The sequence below is a fragment of the Streptomyces anthophorae genome, assembly GCF_049310305.1.
Lineage (GTDB): Bacteria > Actinomycetota > Actinomycetes > Streptomycetales > Streptomycetaceae > Streptomyces.
Genome location: NZ_JBLWQQ010000001.1, coordinates 9,344,270 through 9,360,634, shown reverse-complemented (window position 1 = coordinate 9,360,634; position 16,365 = coordinate 9,344,270). Strand labels below are relative to the sequence as shown.

General features: G+C 70.9%; 17 protein-coding genes. 11 read left to right on the top strand and 6 right to left on the bottom strand.

Features of this window, described 5'->3' with window-relative positions:
- A complete protein-coding gene (locus ACNYS0_RS42750) occupies positions 1 to 390 on the bottom strand; it encodes a hypothetical protein (RefSeq protein ID WP_422482357.1) in 390 nt (129 codons plus the stop codon).
- A 340-nt stretch (positions 391 to 730) separates the two neighbouring features.
- On the opposite strand from ACNYS0_RS42750, the gene ACNYS0_RS42745 reads away from it, so the two are divergent.
- Genes ACNYS0_RS42745 through ACNYS0_RS42730 form a run of 4 tightly spaced genes read left to right on the top strand, consistent with a single transcriptional unit; the run spans position 731 to position 2,920 of the window.
- A complete protein-coding gene (locus ACNYS0_RS42745) occupies positions 731 to 1,216 on the top strand; it encodes a twin-arginine translocation signal domain-containing protein (protein ID WP_422482355.1) in 486 nt (161 codons plus the stop codon).
- Between the two features lie 30 nt (positions 1,217 to 1,246).
- Positions 1,247 to 1,462 carry a hypothetical protein gene (locus ACNYS0_RS42740; protein WP_422482353.1) on the top strand — a complete coding sequence of 72 codons (216 nt, stop codon included), beginning with the start codon at positions 1,247 to 1,249 and terminating at the stop codon, positions 1,460 to 1,462.
- A complete protein-coding gene (locus tag ACNYS0_RS42735; protein WP_422482352.1) occupies positions 1,459 to 2,136 on the top strand; it encodes a hypothetical protein in 678 nt (225 codons plus the stop codon). Before ACNYS0_RS42740 ends, ACNYS0_RS42735 begins: the two co-directional genes overlap by 4 nt.
- 31 nt (positions 2,137 to 2,167) lie before the next feature.
- Complete coding sequence (locus tag ACNYS0_RS42730; protein WP_422482350.1) at positions 2,168 to 2,920, top strand: VOC family protein; 753 nt, start codon at positions 2,168 to 2,170, stop codon at positions 2,918 to 2,920.
- A gap of 11 nt (positions 2,921 to 2,931) precedes the next feature.
- Here ACNYS0_RS42730 and ACNYS0_RS42725 read toward each other — a convergent pair whose 3' ends face one another.
- From ACNYS0_RS42725 to ACNYS0_RS42710, 4 genes are read right to left on the bottom strand one after another with little or no spacing between them, the layout of a single operon-like run.
- Positions 2,932 to 4,134 carry a Gfo/Idh/MocA family protein gene (locus ACNYS0_RS42725; protein ID WP_422482349.1) on the bottom strand — a complete coding sequence of 401 codons (1,203 nt, stop codon included), beginning with the start codon at positions 4,132 to 4,134 and terminating at the stop codon, positions 2,932 to 2,934.
- Positions 4,135 to 4,166: 32 nt separating this feature from the next.
- Positions 4,167 to 5,507, bottom strand: coding sequence for an ABC transporter substrate-binding protein (locus ACNYS0_RS42720; protein ID WP_422482347.1), 1,341 nt, complete (start codon positions 5,505 to 5,507; stop codon positions 4,167 to 4,169).
- A gap of 10 nt (positions 5,508 to 5,517) precedes the next feature.
- Positions 5,518 to 6,438 carry a carbohydrate ABC transporter permease gene (locus tag ACNYS0_RS42715; RefSeq protein ID WP_422482345.1) on the bottom strand — a complete coding sequence of 307 codons (921 nt, stop codon included), beginning with the start codon at positions 6,436 to 6,438 and terminating at the stop codon, positions 5,518 to 5,520.
- Positions 6,439 to 6,454: 16 nt separating this feature from the next.
- Positions 6,455 to 7,405 carry a carbohydrate ABC transporter permease gene (locus ACNYS0_RS42710; protein WP_422482343.1) on the bottom strand — a complete coding sequence of 317 codons (951 nt, stop codon included), beginning with the start codon at positions 7,403 to 7,405 and terminating at the stop codon, positions 6,455 to 6,457.
- A gap of 166 nt (positions 7,406 to 7,571) precedes the next feature.
- On the opposite strand from ACNYS0_RS42710, the gene ACNYS0_RS42705 reads away from it, so the two are divergent.
- From ACNYS0_RS42705 to ACNYS0_RS42690, 4 genes are all read left to right on the top strand, one after another.
- Positions 7,572 to 8,780, top strand: a complete 1,209-nt coding sequence (locus ACNYS0_RS42705) for an ROK family protein (RefSeq protein WP_422482341.1) — start codon at positions 7,572 to 7,574, stop codon at positions 8,778 to 8,780.
- 30 nt (positions 8,781 to 8,810) lie between these two features.
- On the top strand, positions 8,811 to 10,376 hold the full coding sequence (locus tag ACNYS0_RS42700; RefSeq protein WP_422482339.1) for a purine-cytosine permease family protein: 1,566 nt from the start codon (positions 8,811 to 8,813) through the stop codon (positions 10,374 to 10,376).
- A 48-nt stretch (positions 10,377 to 10,424) separates the two neighbouring features.
- Positions 10,425 to 11,210 (top strand): SAM-dependent methyltransferase, encoded by a 786-nt coding sequence (locus ACNYS0_RS42695; RefSeq protein WP_422482337.1) that lies wholly within the window; start codon positions 10,425 to 10,427, stop codon positions 11,208 to 11,210.
- Between the two features lie 65 nt (positions 11,211 to 11,275).
- Complete coding sequence (locus ACNYS0_RS42690; RefSeq protein WP_422482335.1) at positions 11,276 to 11,752, top strand: nucleoside deaminase; 477 nt, start codon at positions 11,276 to 11,278, stop codon at positions 11,750 to 11,752.
- A gap of 18 nt (positions 11,753 to 11,770) precedes the next feature.
- On the opposite strand, the gene ACNYS0_RS42685 is transcribed toward ACNYS0_RS42690, so the two are convergent.
- Positions 11,771 to 12,817, bottom strand: a complete 1,047-nt coding sequence (locus tag ACNYS0_RS42685) for an enoyl-CoA hydratase/isomerase family protein (RefSeq protein WP_422482332.1) — start codon at positions 12,815 to 12,817, stop codon at positions 11,771 to 11,773.
- 170 nt (positions 12,818 to 12,987) lie between these two features.
- Here ACNYS0_RS42685 and ACNYS0_RS42680 point away from each other — a divergent pair, with 170 nt between their 5' ends.
- The 3 genes from ACNYS0_RS42680 to ACNYS0_RS42670 are packed head-to-tail and all read left to right on the top strand — an operon-like array spanning position 12,988 to position 16,360.
- Positions 12,988 to 13,860: a MurR/RpiR family transcriptional regulator gene (locus ACNYS0_RS42680; protein ID WP_422482330.1), complete on the top strand. Its 873-nt coding sequence runs from the start codon at positions 12,988 to 12,990 to the stop codon at positions 13,858 to 13,860.
- A 60-nt stretch (positions 13,861 to 13,920) separates the two neighbouring features.
- Positions 13,921 to 14,790, top strand: coding sequence for an NAD(P)-dependent oxidoreductase (locus ACNYS0_RS42675; protein ID WP_422482328.1), 870 nt, complete (start codon positions 13,921 to 13,923; stop codon positions 14,788 to 14,790).
- 13 nt (positions 14,791 to 14,803) lie between these two features.
- Positions 14,804 to 16,360 (top strand): aldehyde dehydrogenase family protein, encoded by a 1,557-nt coding sequence (locus tag ACNYS0_RS42670; protein ID WP_422482326.1) that lies wholly within the window; start codon positions 14,804 to 14,806, stop codon positions 16,358 to 16,360.
- Positions 16,361 to 16,365: the final 5 nt, after the last annotated feature.

Sequence of the window (16,365 nt, the reverse complement as noted above, 5' to 3'; positions counted from 1 at the left end):
TTATCGCAGCGCTGAGCCCGATCCCGCGTCGGCGTCCCTGTCGCCCAGGGTGTCGGCGGACCAGCCCGAGATCGCTTCGAGGGCCGCGGCGACATCGCCGTGCACACCAAGGGGCAGCCGGTCCGCCCCTGCCGCGCGCAGCACGGTCTGCTCGGCGGCGTCCGCGACGACGGCCAGCGCGCCGCCACCCGCCGCCATGTCCAGGCCCGCCTCGACGAACTGCCGCGCCGCGTCGGCCGCGCAGTGTTCGGCGTCCTGGAAGTCCACCACCAGGCCGGACTGGCCCGTGGCGTCCAGGCGTCCCATCAGCGCGGCCAGCTCCGCCGCGGCATCGGCATCGAACCGGCCCACCACCTGTACGACCAGGACACCTCCGTCCTCCCAGCGCACAGGGAACCGAACCCGAGCCTGCCCCATAACCGTCCCTTCAGCCGACGAGGCGCCATCTCTCCTCGCAGCGCCCCGGCGGCGCGCCTACCCCCTCCCCGTCACTCCACGCATGCCGAAGACCGGCCCTGCGCCGCTCCCCCGGCACACCGGCCCCATCATGCCCGCGCCGCCGCGCTTTCGCGCGTGTCGGGGCGTTCGGGGTGTTTGGGGCGTCCGGGGCGTTCGAGTTCCGGTCGGCCAGGGCCATGAATGGTGTAGACCCTTGTGCCACCCCCGTGGCGCTGCCAGGATCGGCCGGGCTGGAGACCCGTCCTGAGTCATCTGAGACAGGAGTGTCCGTATGCCGTCCTTTCCCCCGCTGTCCCGCCGAGGATTCCTGGGCGCCGCCGGCGCGATCGGCGCCGCCGCAGCTTTCTCCGCGCCCGGTCCCGCCGGCGCCGCGGACAACGATGTCAAGCCCATCGAGTGGCGGAACCTGGGGTCCTATCCGGGAGCGGACGCCGCCGGGAAGCGGGTCAAGACGATTCTCGCCGGGAGCTCCCGCTACCTCATCGGTCCCTGGTACGCGGCGACGTACACGCGCTATCTGCCCGACGGGTACATCGACCTGAAGGGCACCGACGAGCGGGCGGTGCGGCTGCCCGCGATGGCCGCCGTCGCCGCCGCCACCGCGCTGACCACCCGCACCTACGACGAGCGGACGCTGTCCGCCGCCAACGCCACCATCCGGACGCGCAACCTGATCCGGACGCTCGCCGCCCGGCACCGGGCCAACAACCCGGACACCGCGACGCGTTGGGGCGGTGACTGGCAGACCGCGCTGTGAGCGTACTACGCGGCGCTCGCGGGGTGGCTGATGTGGGACGCGCTCGATGCCCCCGAGCGCGGCCAGGTGGCAGCCATGCTGGTGTGGGAGGCGGACAGGCTCACCACCGGCAATGACATTTACCTGGTCGGCACGAGCGGCCACCAGCTCTACATGACCCGCACCGACGGCACCGTCGTCTCCCCGGCGACAGCAAGGCCGAGGAGGACAACTGGAGCGCCGCCGCGCTCTCCCTCGCCGCCGTGATGCTGCCCGGCCACCCCCACAGCGCCCGCTGGACCCGCCGCAACATCGAGCTGCTGCTGGCCGCTGCGGCCTGTCCCGCGGACCTCACGAGCGACGAGACGATCAACGGCATCCGGCTGTCGAGCTGGCTCCAGGGCACGAACATCGCCGACGACGGCACACTGCAGAACCACTCCCGCCTGCATCCGCTCTACATGGTCGCGTTCGACCAGAGCCTCTACCAGGGCTTCGTGTTCGGCCTCGCGAACCGGGCCGCACCGCGCGCCGCGCTGCACAACATCGACCGCACGTACGCGGCGCTGGTCGACAAGCCGTTCCCGCTGCCCGACGGCGGCACCAGTCCCATCTACCGCGCGAACTCGCCGGAGATCTACTACCCGGAGGGCAACGACTGGGGCACCCACTTCCCCTTCTACTTCGGCAACTTCGACCTGCTCGTCTCCCTCACCGGCCAGGACACCGGCATCGACCCGGCCGCCGCCAAGTGGGAACGCCTGCACAACGAGGACCAGTTGACCCTGATGTCCCGCTTCACGGACGGCCGCACGTACGGCGCCAACGCGGAGAACACCTACTACGGCCGCGAGCACCGGATCGGCGCCATGGCGGGACAGGCGTATCTCACCCTGTTCCTCGCCCGCAACACGACGGGCAACCGGCTGCGGTGGCGGTGACGGTGGACCCGCTGTGCATAGGCTTTCCGGCATGGCGCTGAGACCGGTTCAGGTGAACATCAAGGCCCTCGACGACGCGCTCGTCGGGCGGTTCTGGGCGGATGCACTCGGGTGGGGTGTGTCCCGTGAGGCGCCCGGGGTGACCCATGTGGAGCCCGGGGGCGGCTTCGTGTGGCCGGACGCGAGTGCCGTGTGCATCGACGTGGTCACCGTTCCGCACGCCAGGACGGCGACGAAGAACCGTGTGCACCTCGACCTGGCGACCGCCTCCGCCGCTCATCAGGCGGAGACGGTCGCCCGGCTGAAGGCGCTCGGGGCGACGCCCGTGGACGTCGGCCAGGGTGACGTGCCGTGGACCGTGCTCGCCGACCCGGAGGGCAATGAGTTCTGCGTCCTGGAGCCCCGGGAGGTCTACCGGGACACCGGGCCGATCGCGGCCGTGGTGGTCGACTGCGCGGACCCGCGGGACATGGCCCGGTTCTGGGGTGCGGCGACGGACTGGACGGTGCACGAAGTGACCGACGACCAGGCGGTGTTGCGCTCCTCCGTGGGGGTCGGCCCGTATCTCGAGTTCCTGCGCTCGACCGACGGCAAGACCGTGGAGGACCGGGTCCACATCGATCTGCTGCCGTACGCCGGTGACGACAAGGAGGCGGAGGTCGTCCGCGTGAGGTCCCTCGGCGCCACCGACATCGACCCGGGTCAGGGCGACGTCCCGTGGACGTGTCTCACCGACCCCGAGGGGCACGACTTCCGTGTCCTCTGTGGCCTCGGACGGGGCTGACCGTTCCGGCCTCAGGCCTCGGGCGCGTCCCCGAAGTCCGGGATCGCGAGGCGCTTTCCGCCCTGGCGTGCCGAGTCGTGGGCGACGATGCCCGGCAGTGTGTAGCGCGCGGCCACCCAGGCGTTCACCGACGGCAGGGTGCGAGTGTTGACCGCGGTGACGAAGTCGTCCACCAGGAAGTGGTGGCTGCCCTCGTGGCCGTTGGGCATGTCGTCGTAGACGCGGGGCAGCCGGGAGCGGTCGTGGACGGGGGCCGAGCCCGAGGTGAACGCGGCGCGCAGGGCGGGCGCGATCTTCTCCAGTGAGGGGTCGTCGGGGCTGAGCGAGGGCTTCGGTTCGAGGAGTTCGGTGATGTCCCTCACCCCCTTCTTGTCCTGCCAGAAGCTGACCGTGGCGAGCTGTTCCATGCTGGCGTCGGTGCCGAAGAACCGGAAGCGTGACTCCCTGATGTGCGAGGGATAGCCGACCCGCCGGAACTCGTTCGTACGGAACGATCCGCCGCCCGCGACCTCGAACAGTGCGGTGGCGTTGGAGATGTCGTTGCCGAACTGGCTGACCTCGGTGTCGAAGACACCATCACCGCGCTCGTCCTTCACGCCGATCGCGGAGACACTGACCGCGTGGGTCCGCCACGCGCCGAGCACGCCGCCGACCGCGTGCGTCGGGTACAGCAGCGGCGGATAGCTCGCGGTCTCCTTCCAGCGTTCGCCTCCGCTGTACTGGTACGCCTCGTAGAAGCCGAGGTCCATGTCGTGGACGTAGTCGCCCTCCGCGTAGAAGAGCCGTCCGAAGGCACCCTCGGCGATCTGGTTGCGGGCGTGCACGGTGGCCGGGTTGTACTCGCTGGTCTCGCCCATCATGTAGGTGAGGCCGGTGCGGCGGACGGCGTCGATGATGGCCGCGATCTCGTCGCGTGTGACGGCCATCGGGACGGCCGAGTAGACGTGCTTCCCGGCGTCGAGGCCTTGCACGACGAGCGGGCCGTGGGTCCAGCGCTGCGTGAAGATGGCGACGGCGTCGATGGCGGGGGACTCCAGCATCGCCTCGTACGAGGGGAAGGTACCGGCGAGGCCCTCCTTGACGGCCAGTTGTTCCGCCCGCTCGGGCAGCAGGTCGGTGACGTGGACGGCGTCGACGCCGGGGTGGGCGAGGAACAGCTTGGCGAAGCCGCCGGCGAACTGTCCGGCGCCGACGATGCCGAGGGTGAACGTCATGTGCGCATGCCTTTCGGTACGTGCTGCGGTGATCACTGGTCGAGCAGGAGGTTGATCTGGTCATTGGTCTCGTCGAGGCGGCTCGCGGGCGCCCCGTTGCCGAACACGTCCTGCATGGCGGGGTGCATGAGGGCGTACACGTCGGCGGCGTAGTTGGTGAGCGGGAAGGAGAAGGTGCGGTACTGCCTGCGGTCGTCGACCGGGGTGGTGAAGGCCGAGGTGTCGATGCCCTTCTTCTGGTAGGCGGCGACGGCCGCGTCGGTCCCCGAGGGTGTCGCGGGGAGGACGATCCCGTACCTGCCGACCGTCTTCTGGCAGGCGTCGGAGGCCAGGTAGGACACCCACTTCTTGGCGCCGGCCTTGTTGCGGGCGCCCTTGGTGACGGAGTCGGCGAGGCCGTTCATCATGGTGGCGCGCTTGCCGGTCGGGCCGGTGGGGTTGCGGACGGTCCCGAAGTCGATGTCCTTGAATCCGGCGTAGGTGGAGAGCATCCAGGCGCCGTCGAAGGCGGTGGCGGCGCGGCCGGCCGCGAACTGGGCGTTGGGCTGGTTGAGTCCGGCGTTCCAGACGGTGAAGGGCGCCATGTAGCCCTTTTTCGCGAGACCGAAGTACCAGTCGACGACGGACTGGAAGGTCTTGTCGCCGTAGCGATACTTCTCGCCCCAGCGCTTCTTGTCCGTGTAGGACCAACCGGCCGAGCCGGTGAAGGGGCTCCACTGGGTCTGGCCGTCGCCGTCCCCTCCCCCGTTGGTGGCGAGGCCGTAGGTCTTGACGTGGTGCTTGTCGAAGCCGGGTTCGTCGCCGCGTTTGCCGTTGCGGTCGACGGTGAGGTGGGCGATGGCCTTCTCGAAGGTGCCGCCGTCCTTGGGGTTCCAGTTCAGGCCGTCGAGGTCCTTCGCGGACAGGTCGGCGTCGTCGAGCATCTTCTTGTTGTAGAAGAGCGCGACGGTGTCCCAGTCCTTCGGCGCGCCGTAGCGGTGGCCGTCCTGGGCGACCCAGTTCGCGGCGAGGCCCGGCTGGTAGTCGGTGTCCTCGATGCCGAGGTCGTCGAGGGGTTCGAGCACCTCCAGGTCGGCGAACTGACCGAACTTCTGGATGTGGTTGGTGAAGACGTCCGGCTCGGTGCCCGAGATGAAACTCGCCGTGAGCTTGGTCCAGTAGTCCTCCCAGCCGATCTGGGTGAACCTCACGTCCAGGCCGCGGTGCCGCTTCTCGAAGTCCTTGGCGCAGGCCTCGTAGGCGGGCAGCTGGTTGGCGTCCCACAGCCAGTACGTGACGGTGCTCGACGAGCGGGCTCCCGGGTCGCTTCCCGCGCACCCGGTCAGCGACAGTGCCAGCGCTCCGGTCAGCGCGACGAGCGTACGAAATCGCATCCGGTGCCTCCTACTTGAGTCCGGTGAAGCTGATGGAGCTGACGATGCGGCGCGCGAACACCCCGAAGAGCAGCAGCATCGGGAGGGCGGCGATCAGGGTCGCCGCCATCAGCCCGGACCAGTCGAAGCCGGATTGCGGGGTCTGCGCGCGGAACATCGCGAGGGCGACGGTGAGGACGCGGGAGCTGTCGCTGTACGACACCATCAGCGGCCAGAAGTAGTCGTTCCAGGAGGTGATGTAGGTGAGGACGGCGAGGGTGATGACGGGGGTGGACGCCATGGGCAGCAGCACCCGGAAGAAGATCCGGACGCGGCCCGCGCCGTCGAGGAGCGCCGCCTCCTCGACCTCGCGCGGAATGTTCATGAAGAACTGGCGGAGGAAGAAGACCGCGAACGGCGTCATGAACATCGTGGGCAGCGCGATCCCGAGGAGGGAGTCGATGAGTCCGAGTTCCTTCACGAGGACGAAGTTGGGCAGCAGCGTGAAGATGGCCGGCACCATGAGCCCGCCGAGGAACAGCGCGAACACGGTATTGCGGCCACGCCAGTTCAGCCGGGCGAACGCGTAGGCGGCCATGGCGGAGAACAGGATCTGGCAGACGGTGATCAGCGTCGAGACGCCGATCGAGTTGAGCAGATAGCGCCAGAAGTCGAGCCCGCCGCCCGCGCCGCCCTGGGCGACGGCCTCCTTCGTCGACTGAAGGCCGAGCGCCCGCTCGAAGCCGCCGCCCGTCGGGTCGACGGGGAGGACGGAGGTCGGGTCGGCGGCGACGCCCGGGTTGGAGGAGAGCGCGGTGCGCAGCACCCAGTAGAACGGCAGCAGGGTGATGAGCACGATCGCGCCCATCACGGTCCAGGCGGCGGCGCGGCCGATGGAGGGGCGGCGCCGGGCGGGCCGTACGGCGTGGGCGGGTGCGGTGGTGGTGGCCATGTCGGTGCTCCTCTCCTCAGCCGAGGTCGGTGTGTCCGGCGCGGGTGATCCGGTACTGGACGATGGTGATCGCGCTGAGCACGACCAGGAGGGCCACGGACATCGCGGAGGCGTAGCCGAACTGGAAGCGGCCGAACGCCGAGCCGTAGATGTAGAACTGGAGCACGTTGGTGGCGTTGGCGGGGCCACCTGCCGTGGTCACGGCGACGGTGTCGAAAACCTGGAAGGAGCCGATCACGGTCATGATGAGGACGACCGCGAGGACCGGCCGCAGCAGCGGCATCGTGATGCGGGTGAACATCCGCCACTCGCTCGCGCCGTCGACGCGCGCCGCCTCGTACATGTCGTGGGGTATCGCCTGGAGTCCCGCGAAGAGCAGCAGTGCGGTGTAGCCGACGTGTCGCCACACGTTGATGAGGGCGATGGTGGGGATCGCCCAGGTCTCGTCGGCGAGGAACGGAATGCGGTCGAGACCGATGGCGGCGATGATCTCGTTGCCGATGCCGAGCTGGGTGTCGAGCATCCAGAGCCAGACGATGCCGGCGACGACATTGGACATCAGATACGGCGTGAGAACGATGCCGCGCAGGAGTGAGGACTGGGTGAGCCGGTGGAGCAGGACGGCGATGGCGAGCGCCGACACCGTCTGTACGCCGATGTTGATGACGACGTACTCGATGGTGACCTTCAGCGAGTCCCAGAAGATGGGATCGTCCAGCATGCGCTCGTAGTTGGCGAGGCCGACCCACTCCGGTGGGGTGAGGAGGTTGAAGCGGGTGAAGCTCAGCCAGATGCCGCGCAGGGTGGGCCACAGCAGGAAGACGGCGAAGCCGAGCATGGCCGGGGCGATGAAGAGTGCGGCGATCGCGCCGTCCCCGAGGGGGCGTTTGCGCTTCCGCCTCTTCTGCCGTGGGGCGCCCTCGGGGAGCGGGAGGTGTCTCGGCGGGCTGCTGGAGGCGACGGTCATCGGGGGACTCCCTCGTCCGGGTTCGGCCTCGTCCTCGGCATGGTTACTTTCGCGGCAGAACTTTTGAACCGTCAAGACGCGTGCAGCGACTACCTGAAAGGGGTTGCCGCCGCCTGGAGTGGCTGCTTTCCTTTCGCAACAGAAGGAATGGGGAGAGGAGTTGGCGATGGGTGCGGAGGCCGACACCTGGGAGCCGCTCAGTGCGGGCGAGCGGGCCGTGGCGTTGGAGGTGCTCACGCGGGGGCCGCTGTCGCGCAGCGAACTCGCGCGGCGGCTCGGCCTGTCGGCGGGCAGTCTCACCCGGCTGACCAAGCCGCTGATCGAGACGGGTCTGCTGGTCGAGGCGCCGGAGGGACCGGCGCGTGCGGAGTCCCGTCAGGGCCGGCCGTCCCGGCCGCTGGACATCGTCGCCGAGTCCCGCGCCTTCGCCGGATTCAAGATCACCGAGGACACGGTCTACGGCGTCGTCACGACGCTCAAGAGCGACATCGTGGCCTGTCGCGACGCCCCGCTGGCGAGCCGCGAGCCGGGCGATGTCGTCGCCGCCATCGGTGAGTTGACCGAGGCGTTCGCCGCCGAGTTTCCCTCGCTGTGCGGCATCGGGATCGGGCTCGGCGGCCGCGCGCAGGACCGCGCGGTCGTCGACGAGTCGGCGTTCCTCGGCTGGCGGGACGTGCCGCTCGCGCGGCTCGTGCGTGAGCGCACCGGGCTGCCCGCGGTCGTCGACAACGATGTGAGCGCCCTCGTCGAGGCCGAGCGCTGGTTCGGGGCGGGCCGGGGCCTGGACCGGTTCGCCGTGCTCACGATCGGCGCGGGACTCGGATACGGCCTGGTCAGTGGGGGACGACGGGTGGAGACCGCAGAGGACGGGCTCGGCGTGGGCCGCTTCTGGATCGTCGACCCGTCCGGTCCGCTGTCCGCCGACGGCCGGCGCGGCAGCGCCGTCTCGCTCCTCACGATCCCGAGCATCCGCTCCCAGGTGCGGGCCGCCACCGGTGAGGACGCCGGTTACGAGGAGATCCTCGCGCGCGCCGTCGAGGGCGAGCCGCTTCCGGCGCGGGTCGTCGCGGAAGCGGCCCGCGCGCTCGGCACGCTGGTCGCGCAGATCGCCAACTTCGCGATGCCGCAGAAGATCCTGCTCGCCGGGGAGGGCGTGGGCCTCGTCGATGTGGCGGCCCCCGCGATCGAGGAGGCGATCCGCGCGAACCGCCACCCGCGGGCCGACCCGGTCAATCTGGAGACGAAGGTGTCCGACTTCCACGATTGGGCGCGCGGCGGGGCCGTGCTGGCGATTCAGGTCCTGGTGCTGGGTGCCGCCGAGCCGGGCCCCGGCGACCTCGGCGCCTCGGAGACACGGGTACCGTCACCCCGTTGAAGTCCGGCAAGATCCAAAAGGCGGTTACGCATGGCCGACGCGGCACCCGACGCCACAACATCCCCCGGCGTCACGGAAGTTGAGACCCACGGTGTCGAGCGGATTCCCGACGCGGACCGCACGGCAGGCCCCCTCGACCTGTTCCGGCTCGCCTTCGGCGGTGCCAACACCTTCGCCACGTGTGTGCTCGGCGCGTTCCCGATCCTGTTCGGCCTGTCCTTCTGGCAGGGGCTCGCCGCGACGGTCCTGGGCCTGGCGGCGGGCGCGCTCCTGCTGGCGCCGATGTCGGTGTTCGGTCCGGCCAACGGCACGAACAACGCGGTGTCCTCGTCGGCTCACCTCGGCGTGCACGGCCGCGTGGTCGGCTCGTTCCTGTCGCTGCTCACGGCCGTCGCGTTCTTCTCGATCTCCGTGTGGTCGTCGGGCGACGCGCTGATCGGCGCGGCGCACCGGCTGGCGGGGCTGCCCGAGTCGGATGTCTCGTACGGGGTCGCGTACGCGGTGTTCGCGGGGCTCGTCCTGACGGTGTGCGTGTACGGCTTCCGGTTCATGCTGTTCGTGAACAAGATCGCGGTGCTGGCCGCGTCGGCTCTGTTCGTGCTCGGTGTGTTCGCCTTCGCCGGGGACTTCGACGCCGGCTACACGGGTGCGTTCGCGTCCACGTCGACGCCGATGTTCTGGCCGTCGTTCATCGGCTCGGCGCTGATCGTGCTGTCCAATCCGGTGTCCTTCGGTGCGTTCCTCGGTGACTGGTCGCGGTACATTCCGGCGGCCACGCCGCGCGGGCGGGTCATGGGGGCGGCGTTCCTGTCGCAGATCGCGACGCTGCTGCCGTTCCTGTTCGGGCTCGGCACGGCGTCCGTGATCGCCGCGAAGGCGGGGAAGTACCTGGACCCGGCGGCGCCGAACTACGTGGGCGGGCTGCTCGCCGTCTCCCCCGGCTGGTACTTCCTCCCCCTGTGCCTGATCGCGCTGATCGGCGGCATGGCGACGGGCACGACCGCGCTGTACGGCACGGGCCTCGACTTCTCCTCGGTGTTCCCGCGCTTCAGCCGGGTGCAGGCGACCGTCTTCATCGGTTCGCTGTCGATCGCGTTCATCTTCGTGGGCCGGTTCGTCCTGAACCTCGCGCAGTCCATCTCCACGTTCGCCACGCTCATCATCACGTGCACCGCGCCGTGGATGGTCGTCATGATCCTCGGCTACGTGACCCGGCGCGGCTGGTACGACCCGGAGGCGCTCCAGGTCTTCAACCGGCGGCAGCGGGGCGGGCGTTACTGGTTCACGCACGGCTGGAACTGGCGCGGCCTGACGGCGTGGCTGGTCTCGGCCTGCCTGGCCCTGCTGTTCACGAATCTGCCGGGTCAGTTCGTCGGCCCGCTCGGCGGTCTCGCTGGCGGCACGGACATCTCCCTGCCGGTCGGCCTCGCCCTCGCGGCGGTGGTGCACCTCGCCCTGCTGTTCCTGTTCCCCGAACCGCGCGCGGTGTTCGGGCCGGACGGGCCGCGACTCGTGCGGGCCTCGCAGGCGGCGGTGCCGCCGATCACCGGCGAGGTCGCGGAGGCGGCCAACACGTCGCACACGCAGGTGAGTTGAAGCGACGACGACGCCTCGTACGGCCGTGTCCGATGACATACTCACGCCATGACGCCACGGCCCTCCGAGAACCGCATCGACACGAGCAGGCCGCACCCGGCCCGTGTCTACGACTGGCTGCTGGGCGGCAAGGACCACTATCCGGTCGACCGGGCAGTGGCCGAGAAGCTGCCGCCCGAGGCGCGCCACAACGCCCAGCGCAACCGTGCGTTCATGCACCGCGCCGCCGCGTGGCTCGCCGGGATCGGCATCGACCAGTACCTCGACATCGGCACGGGCATCCCGACCGAGCCCAACCTCCACCAGATCGTGCAGGACATCCTGCCGTCCGCACGCATCGCGTACGCCGACAACGATCCGATCGTGCTGCGGCACGCCGAGGCGCTCCTGGTGAGCCACCCGGCAGGGGCCACCGACTACATCGAGGCGGACGTCCGCCGCCCCGGGCCCATCCTCGACCGCGCCCGGACGTTCCTGGACTTCTCGCGGCCCGTCGCCCTGTCGATGAACGCGCTGCTGCACTTCATCGGTGACGACGAGGACCCGTACGGCCTGACGCGGACCCTCGTCGACGCCCTGCCCTCGGGCAGCCACCTGGTGCTTTCGCACGGCACCGCCGATGAACACCCGCACCTCGTGTCCTCGGTGACCAGCACCTACCGCAAGGGCGAGATCCCGCTGCGGATGCGTACGCGGGCCGAGGTCGAGCCGTTCTTCGAGGGCCTCGACCTGGTGGCACCCGGGCTGGTGACCGCGACCCGGTGGTACCGGTCGGGGCCGGCTCCCGCCGAGGAGCTGAGCGGCTTCTACGTCGGTGTCGCCCGCGTGCCGTGATCCCCGTGCCGCCCTGACAGGATGGCTGCGACAGGGCCGGTACCCGGAGCGTGAGAGAGGCCGTCGTGGAAGAGCGTGAACTGGACCATCTGCGCCGGTGTGTGGAGCTGGCCGCCGAGGCGTTGGACGCCGGTGACGAACCGTTCGGCTCCGTGCTGGTGGACGGCGCGGGGAAGGTACGGGCCGAGGACCGCAACCGGATCGCCGCTGGTGACTCGACCCGGCACCCCGAGTTCGAACTGGCCCGCTGGGCGGCCGAGCACCTCACCCCCGAGGAGCGGGCCACCGCCACCGTGTACACGTCCGGTGAGCACTGCCCCATGTGCTCGGCGGCGCACGCCTGGGTCGGCCTCGACCGGATCGTGTACGTGGCGTCATCGGCGCAGCTCGCCGAGTGGCTGACCGCGTGGGGCCGGCCCCGGGGCCCGGTCAACTCCCTGCCGATCCAGGAGATCGCCCCGTCGGTGAAGGTCGAAGGGCCGGTGGACGAGCTGGTGCCGGCCGTGAAGGAACTGCACCGCCGGCTGGCGCAGGGCGCCTGAGGCTCCCGGCCTCCCCGCTCAGCCCAGGCCCAGCTCCCGCTCCCCCAGCGGCGCGAAGCAGCGCTCCACGTCGGCGGCACCGACCTCGGCCAGGGTTGACGGGGACCACTTGGGGTCGCGGTCCTTGTCGATGATCTGGGCGCGGATGCCCTCCGGCAGGTCGTGGGTGTTCAGGGCCGCGCAGCTCACCCGGTACTCCTGGTCGAGGGTCTGCTCCAGGGAGTCGAGGCGGGCCGCTCGGCGCAGGGATTCGAGCGTCGCCTTCACGGCCATGGGTGACCGGGACAGGATGAGGTCCGCCGCCTCCTTGGCCGCGACGTCGCCCGTGGCGAAGAGGCGTTCCACGATCTCCTCGACGGTGTCGGCGGCGTAGCACGCGTCGATCCAGGCGCTCTGTTCGGCGAGGACGCCCGGCGGCGCCTGCTCCGTGTGGCGTGCGACGACCTCGTCGGGCTCCGCTCCGGCCAGCTCGCGCAGGAGCCCGGGCAGCGCGGCGGACGGTACGTAGTGGTCGGCGAGGCCGCACAGGAGGGCGTCGGCCGCGCCGATCGCCATGCCCGTGAGCGCGAGGTGGGTGCCGAGGTGTCCGGGCGCGCGCGTGAACAGGTAGGTGCCGCCGACGTCGGGGACCAGGCCGATGCCGACCTCGGGCATCGCGACCTTCGAGCGTTCGGTGACGATGCGGATGCCGCCGTGCGCCGAGAGCCCGACCCCGCCGCCCATGACGATGCCGTCCATGACGGCGACGTAGGGCTTCGGGTAGTGCGCGATACGGGAGTTGAGGCGGTACTCGTCGCGCAGGAAGGCCTGCGACGGGCGGTGGTCGCCGCTGCGCGCGTCGTCGTGGAAGAGCCGGATGTCGGCCCCTGCGCACAGGCCCCGCTCCCCCGCCCCCCGGAGCACGACCGTCCCGACGGCGGGGTCGCTCTCCCAGGTGACGAGGGCCTGCGCGACGGACCGCACCATCGGGTGGGTGAGGGAGTTCAGGGCCCGGGGCCGGTTCAGGGTGAGGTACGCGGCGCGTCCCTCCACGTCCCGCAGCACGGGGGCGGCGTCGGAGCTCAACGGTGGTTCCTTCCGGTGAAGATCACGGCAGCTCCATCTCTATCACCTGCGGCGCCACCCACGACGCGGTGTGCGACGGGCCGAACAAGGGGGTTCCCGCAATCGAAATTGCGGGGTACGTTTATGCAATCGCACTTGCAGATTGCTCGTTCTCCCAGAAAGCAACGCCCGTGCCTTCACCTCGCACCCCCAAGAACCCCGGCCAGGCCGACTGGCTGGGCGACGCGCTGCCCGACGTGCCGCTGTCCAAGGCCCAGGCCCGCGTCGTCGATGTCGTCGTGCGCAACCCGCAGCTCGCCTCGTACGCCGAGATCGCGCAGATCGCCGAGCGGGCGGACGTGAACAGCTCCACCGTCGTCAGGGCCGCGCAGACCCTCGGCTACCAGGGCTGGCCCGACCTTCAGCGGGAGCTGCGGGCGCGGTACCTGGTGCAGATCTCGACCGAGGACACGCTCACCGAGCACGGCGAGCACCGCAGCCCGCTGCACGACGCCCTGACGCACGACCTCGAGAACCTGCGCCAGACCCTGGAGAGCAACTCCGCGGCGGAGGCCGAGGCGGCCATCGCGGCGCTCGCCGGGGCCCGGTCGATCCTCGTCGTCGGCGTCGGCTCCTTCGCGGGACCCGCCACCGTGATGGCACACCTCGGCTCCACCATGGGCTACCCGATCACGCTGGAGAGCCGGGCGGGAGTGCACCTGGCCTCGGCCGTGAACAGCGTCGGGCCGGGCGATGTGCTCCTGGTCGTGAACATGTGGCGCTCCACGAAGCAGGTCATCGCCGCCGCGGAGGCCGCCCACGAGGCCGGGGCCACCGTCGTCGCCATCACCGACATGCGGCGTGGGCGGCTCGCCACGTCCATCGCCGACCACCTCCTCGTCGTGCCGTCCGAAGGCATCTCGTTCTTCCAGTCCGTCACCGCCGCGACATCGGTCGTCTACGGGCTGCTCGCCGGCATGCAGGAGGCGCAGCCGGAGCGCAGCCGTGCCGCGATCCGCCGCACCCAGCAGCTCTGGCGCGACCTGGACATCTACCTCGACTGACACCCCGAGCGGCGGCGGGACCCGCGTCTCGCCGCCGCCTCCCTCCCGCAAGGAGCACAGATGAGCAAGCACATCGCCGTCGTCGGCCTCGGGTCGATGGGCGGCGCCATGGCCACCGCCCTCGTCGGCGCAGGCTGGCAGGTGCGCGGGTACGACCCCTCCCCCGCGGCGCGTGCCACCGCCCAGGAAGCCGGTGTGGAGGCCGTGGACACGCTCGAGCAGCTCGCCGGCACGCCGTACGTGGTGCTGTCGCTGCCGTCGGCCCAGGTCGTCGAGGCGAGCCTGCCCGTGCTGCTGGCCGGCCCGGGCACGGTGGCGGTCGTCGACACCACGACCTCGCAGCCCGACACCTCGGCGGCGTGCGCGGCGCTCGCGGCCGGTCATGGTGTGTCCTTCGTCGACGCCCCCGTCTCCGGCGGCCGCACCGGCGCCGCGGCCGGTCGCCTGACCGCGTTCGTCGGCGCCGAGCCGGACGCCCTCGATGCCGCACGGCCCGTCCTGGACGCCCTCACCGGCGGCCAGTTCCAACACCTCGGCGGACCCGGCTCGGGCAACGTGGTGAAGCTGCTCAACAACATGCTGGCCGCGGTCAACCTGGTGGCGGTCGGCGAGGCGCTGGCCGTCGCGAAGTCCTATGGCGTCGACCCGGCCGCCTCCGCCGCCGGAATCAGTGGCGCGTCCGGCGCCAGCAAGGCGTCGGCGGCCATGTATCCGGACTGGGTGCTCAGCGGCACGTACGACTCCGGGTTCTCGCTCGGGCTGATGGCGCGCGACGCCGCCCTGGCCGTCGAGACCGCGAAGCAGCGTGGCGAGACACCTCAGTTGCTGGCCGCCGCGAGCGAGCGGTGGCAGGAGGCCCTGGCCGAACTGGGCCCGGCCGCCGACTTCTCCGAGATAGCCCGCACCGTCGCCCCGACCCTCACGCGCTAAGGACCGACGCACCATGAACACCACGACTTCCTTGATCGGCTCCGCCACCTCCGGTGCCGCCACGGCCCGCGCGGCCCTCGACTCGCACTTCCCGCAGGGGCTCGGCTCGTTCGTCGACGGACATGTCGTCCCCGGCCGCGGGGAGGCCGTCCGCCTCACCTCCGCCGCCACCTCGGAGTGGGTGGCCGACTACGCGGACGCCGGCAGGGAGGGCGCCGACGCCGTACTCGCGAGCGCCGCCCGCGGCGCCAAGGAGTGGGCCGCCACGGACCCCTTCGAGCGGGCGGCGATCCTGCGCGAGGTCTCGCGCACCGTCGCGGAGCACGTCGAGGAACTCGCCGCGCTGGAGTCCGCCACCACGGGCAAGCCGATCCGTGACACCCGCGGCGAGGCCGCGAAGGTCGCCGAGATGTTCGGCTACTACGCGGGCTGGGCGGACAAGCTGCTCGGGCACACCATCCCGGTGCCGGGCAACTGGCACACGTACACCGAGCGGGTCCCGTGGGGTGTCGTCGTGGCCATCACGCCGTGGAACGCACCGCTGTTCACCGGCGGATGGAACTCGGCGGCGCCGCTCGCCGCGGGCAACGCGGTCGTCGTCAAGCCCAGCGAGTTCACCCCCGCGTCGACCGTGCGCCTGGCCCAGCTGGCACACCGGGCCGGTCTGCCGGACGGCGTGTTCAACGTCGCCACCGGCCTCGGCTCCACTGTCGGTGCCACCCTCACGACCGACGCGCGCGTGGGCAAGGTGTCCTTCATCGGCTCGGTCGGCACGGGGCGGCGGGTGGCCGTCGCCGCGGCCGGGGCCGGCATTCCGACGGTCCTCGAACTCGGCGGCAAGAGTGCCAACATCGTGTTCGCCGACGCGGACCTGGACCGGGCGGCGGACGGTGCGGTGTCCGCGATCTTCTCGGGGGCCGGGCAGTCGTGTGTCGCCGGTTCGCGGCTGCTGGTGGAGAGGTCGGTGCACGCCGAGTTCGTGGCACGTGTCGCGGAGCGGGCGGCGCGGCTGCGGGTCGGCGATCCGCTCGACCCGGACACCGAGGTCGGCCCGATCATCACCGAGTCGCAGTTCGCCACGGTCACCTCGCTCGTCGCGGCGGGCATCGAGGGCGGCGCCCGCCGCGCGACGGCGGCCGACCTGCCCACACAGGTCACCGACTCCCCGCTCGCGGACGGGCGTTGGGTGCTGCCCACCGTCCTTGACGGGGTCAGCCCCGCCAATGTGCTGGAGACCACCGAGGTGTTCGGTCCCGTCGTCGGGGTCGACTCCTTCTTCACCGAAGCCGAGGCCATCGAGCGCGCGAACGCCACCGCCTTCGGCCTGGCCGGAGCGGTGTGGACCCAGGATGTCGCGCGGGCCCACCATGTGGCCCGCGCGGTGCAGGCAGGTACCTTCTGGATCAACTCGTACAAGACGATCCACGTGGCCGTGCCCTTCGGCGGCTTCGGCGACTCCGGGCACGGCCGGTCCTCCGGCCCCGGCGTGCTGGACGAGTACACCCAGACCAAGGCCGTGTGGACTCCCACGCGTGCCGCCGGTTCCCCGTTCCCGTCGCTCAGCTACTGAGGAGT

Coding starts and splice junctions, on each gene's coding strand:
- ACNYS0_RS42745 (WP_422482355.1), top strand. CDS start 731: ATGCCGTCCTTTCCCCCGCTGTCCCGCCGAGGATTCCTGGGCGCCGCC.
- ACNYS0_RS42740 (WP_422482353.1), top strand. CDS start 1,247: ATGTGGGACGCGCTCGATGCCCCCGAGCGCGGCCAGGTGGCAGCCATG.
- ACNYS0_RS42730 (WP_422482350.1), top strand. CDS start 2,168: ATGGCGCTGAGACCGGTTCAGGTGAACATCAAGGCCCTCGACGACGCG.
- ACNYS0_RS42725 (WP_422482349.1), bottom strand. CDS start 4,134: ATGACGTTCACCCTCGGCATCGTCGGCGCCGGACAGTTCGCCGGCGGC.
- ACNYS0_RS42720 (WP_422482347.1), bottom strand. CDS start 5,507: ATGCGATTTCGTACGCTCGTCGCGCTGACCGGAGCGCTGGCACTGTCG.
- ACNYS0_RS42715 (WP_422482345.1), bottom strand. CDS start 6,438: ATGGCCACCACCACCGCACCCGCCCACGCCGTACGGCCCGCCCGGCGC.
- ACNYS0_RS42710 (WP_422482343.1), bottom strand. CDS start 7,405: ATGACCGTCGCCTCCAGCAGCCCGCCGAGACACCTCCCGCTCCCCGAG.
- ACNYS0_RS42705 (WP_422482341.1), top strand. CDS start 7,572: ATGGGTGCGGAGGCCGACACCTGGGAGCCGCTCAGTGCGGGCGAGCGG.
- ACNYS0_RS42700 (WP_422482339.1), top strand. CDS start 8,811: ATGGCCGACGCGGCACCCGACGCCACAACATCCCCCGGCGTCACGGAA.
- ACNYS0_RS42695 (WP_422482337.1), top strand. CDS start 10,425: ATGACGCCACGGCCCTCCGAGAACCGCATCGACACGAGCAGGCCGCAC.
- ACNYS0_RS42675 (WP_422482328.1), top strand. CDS start 13,921: ATGAGCAAGCACATCGCCGTCGTCGGCCTCGGGTCGATGGGCGGCGCC.
- ACNYS0_RS42670 (WP_422482326.1), top strand. CDS start 14,804: ATGAACACCACGACTTCCTTGATCGGCTCCGCCACCTCCGGTGCCGCC.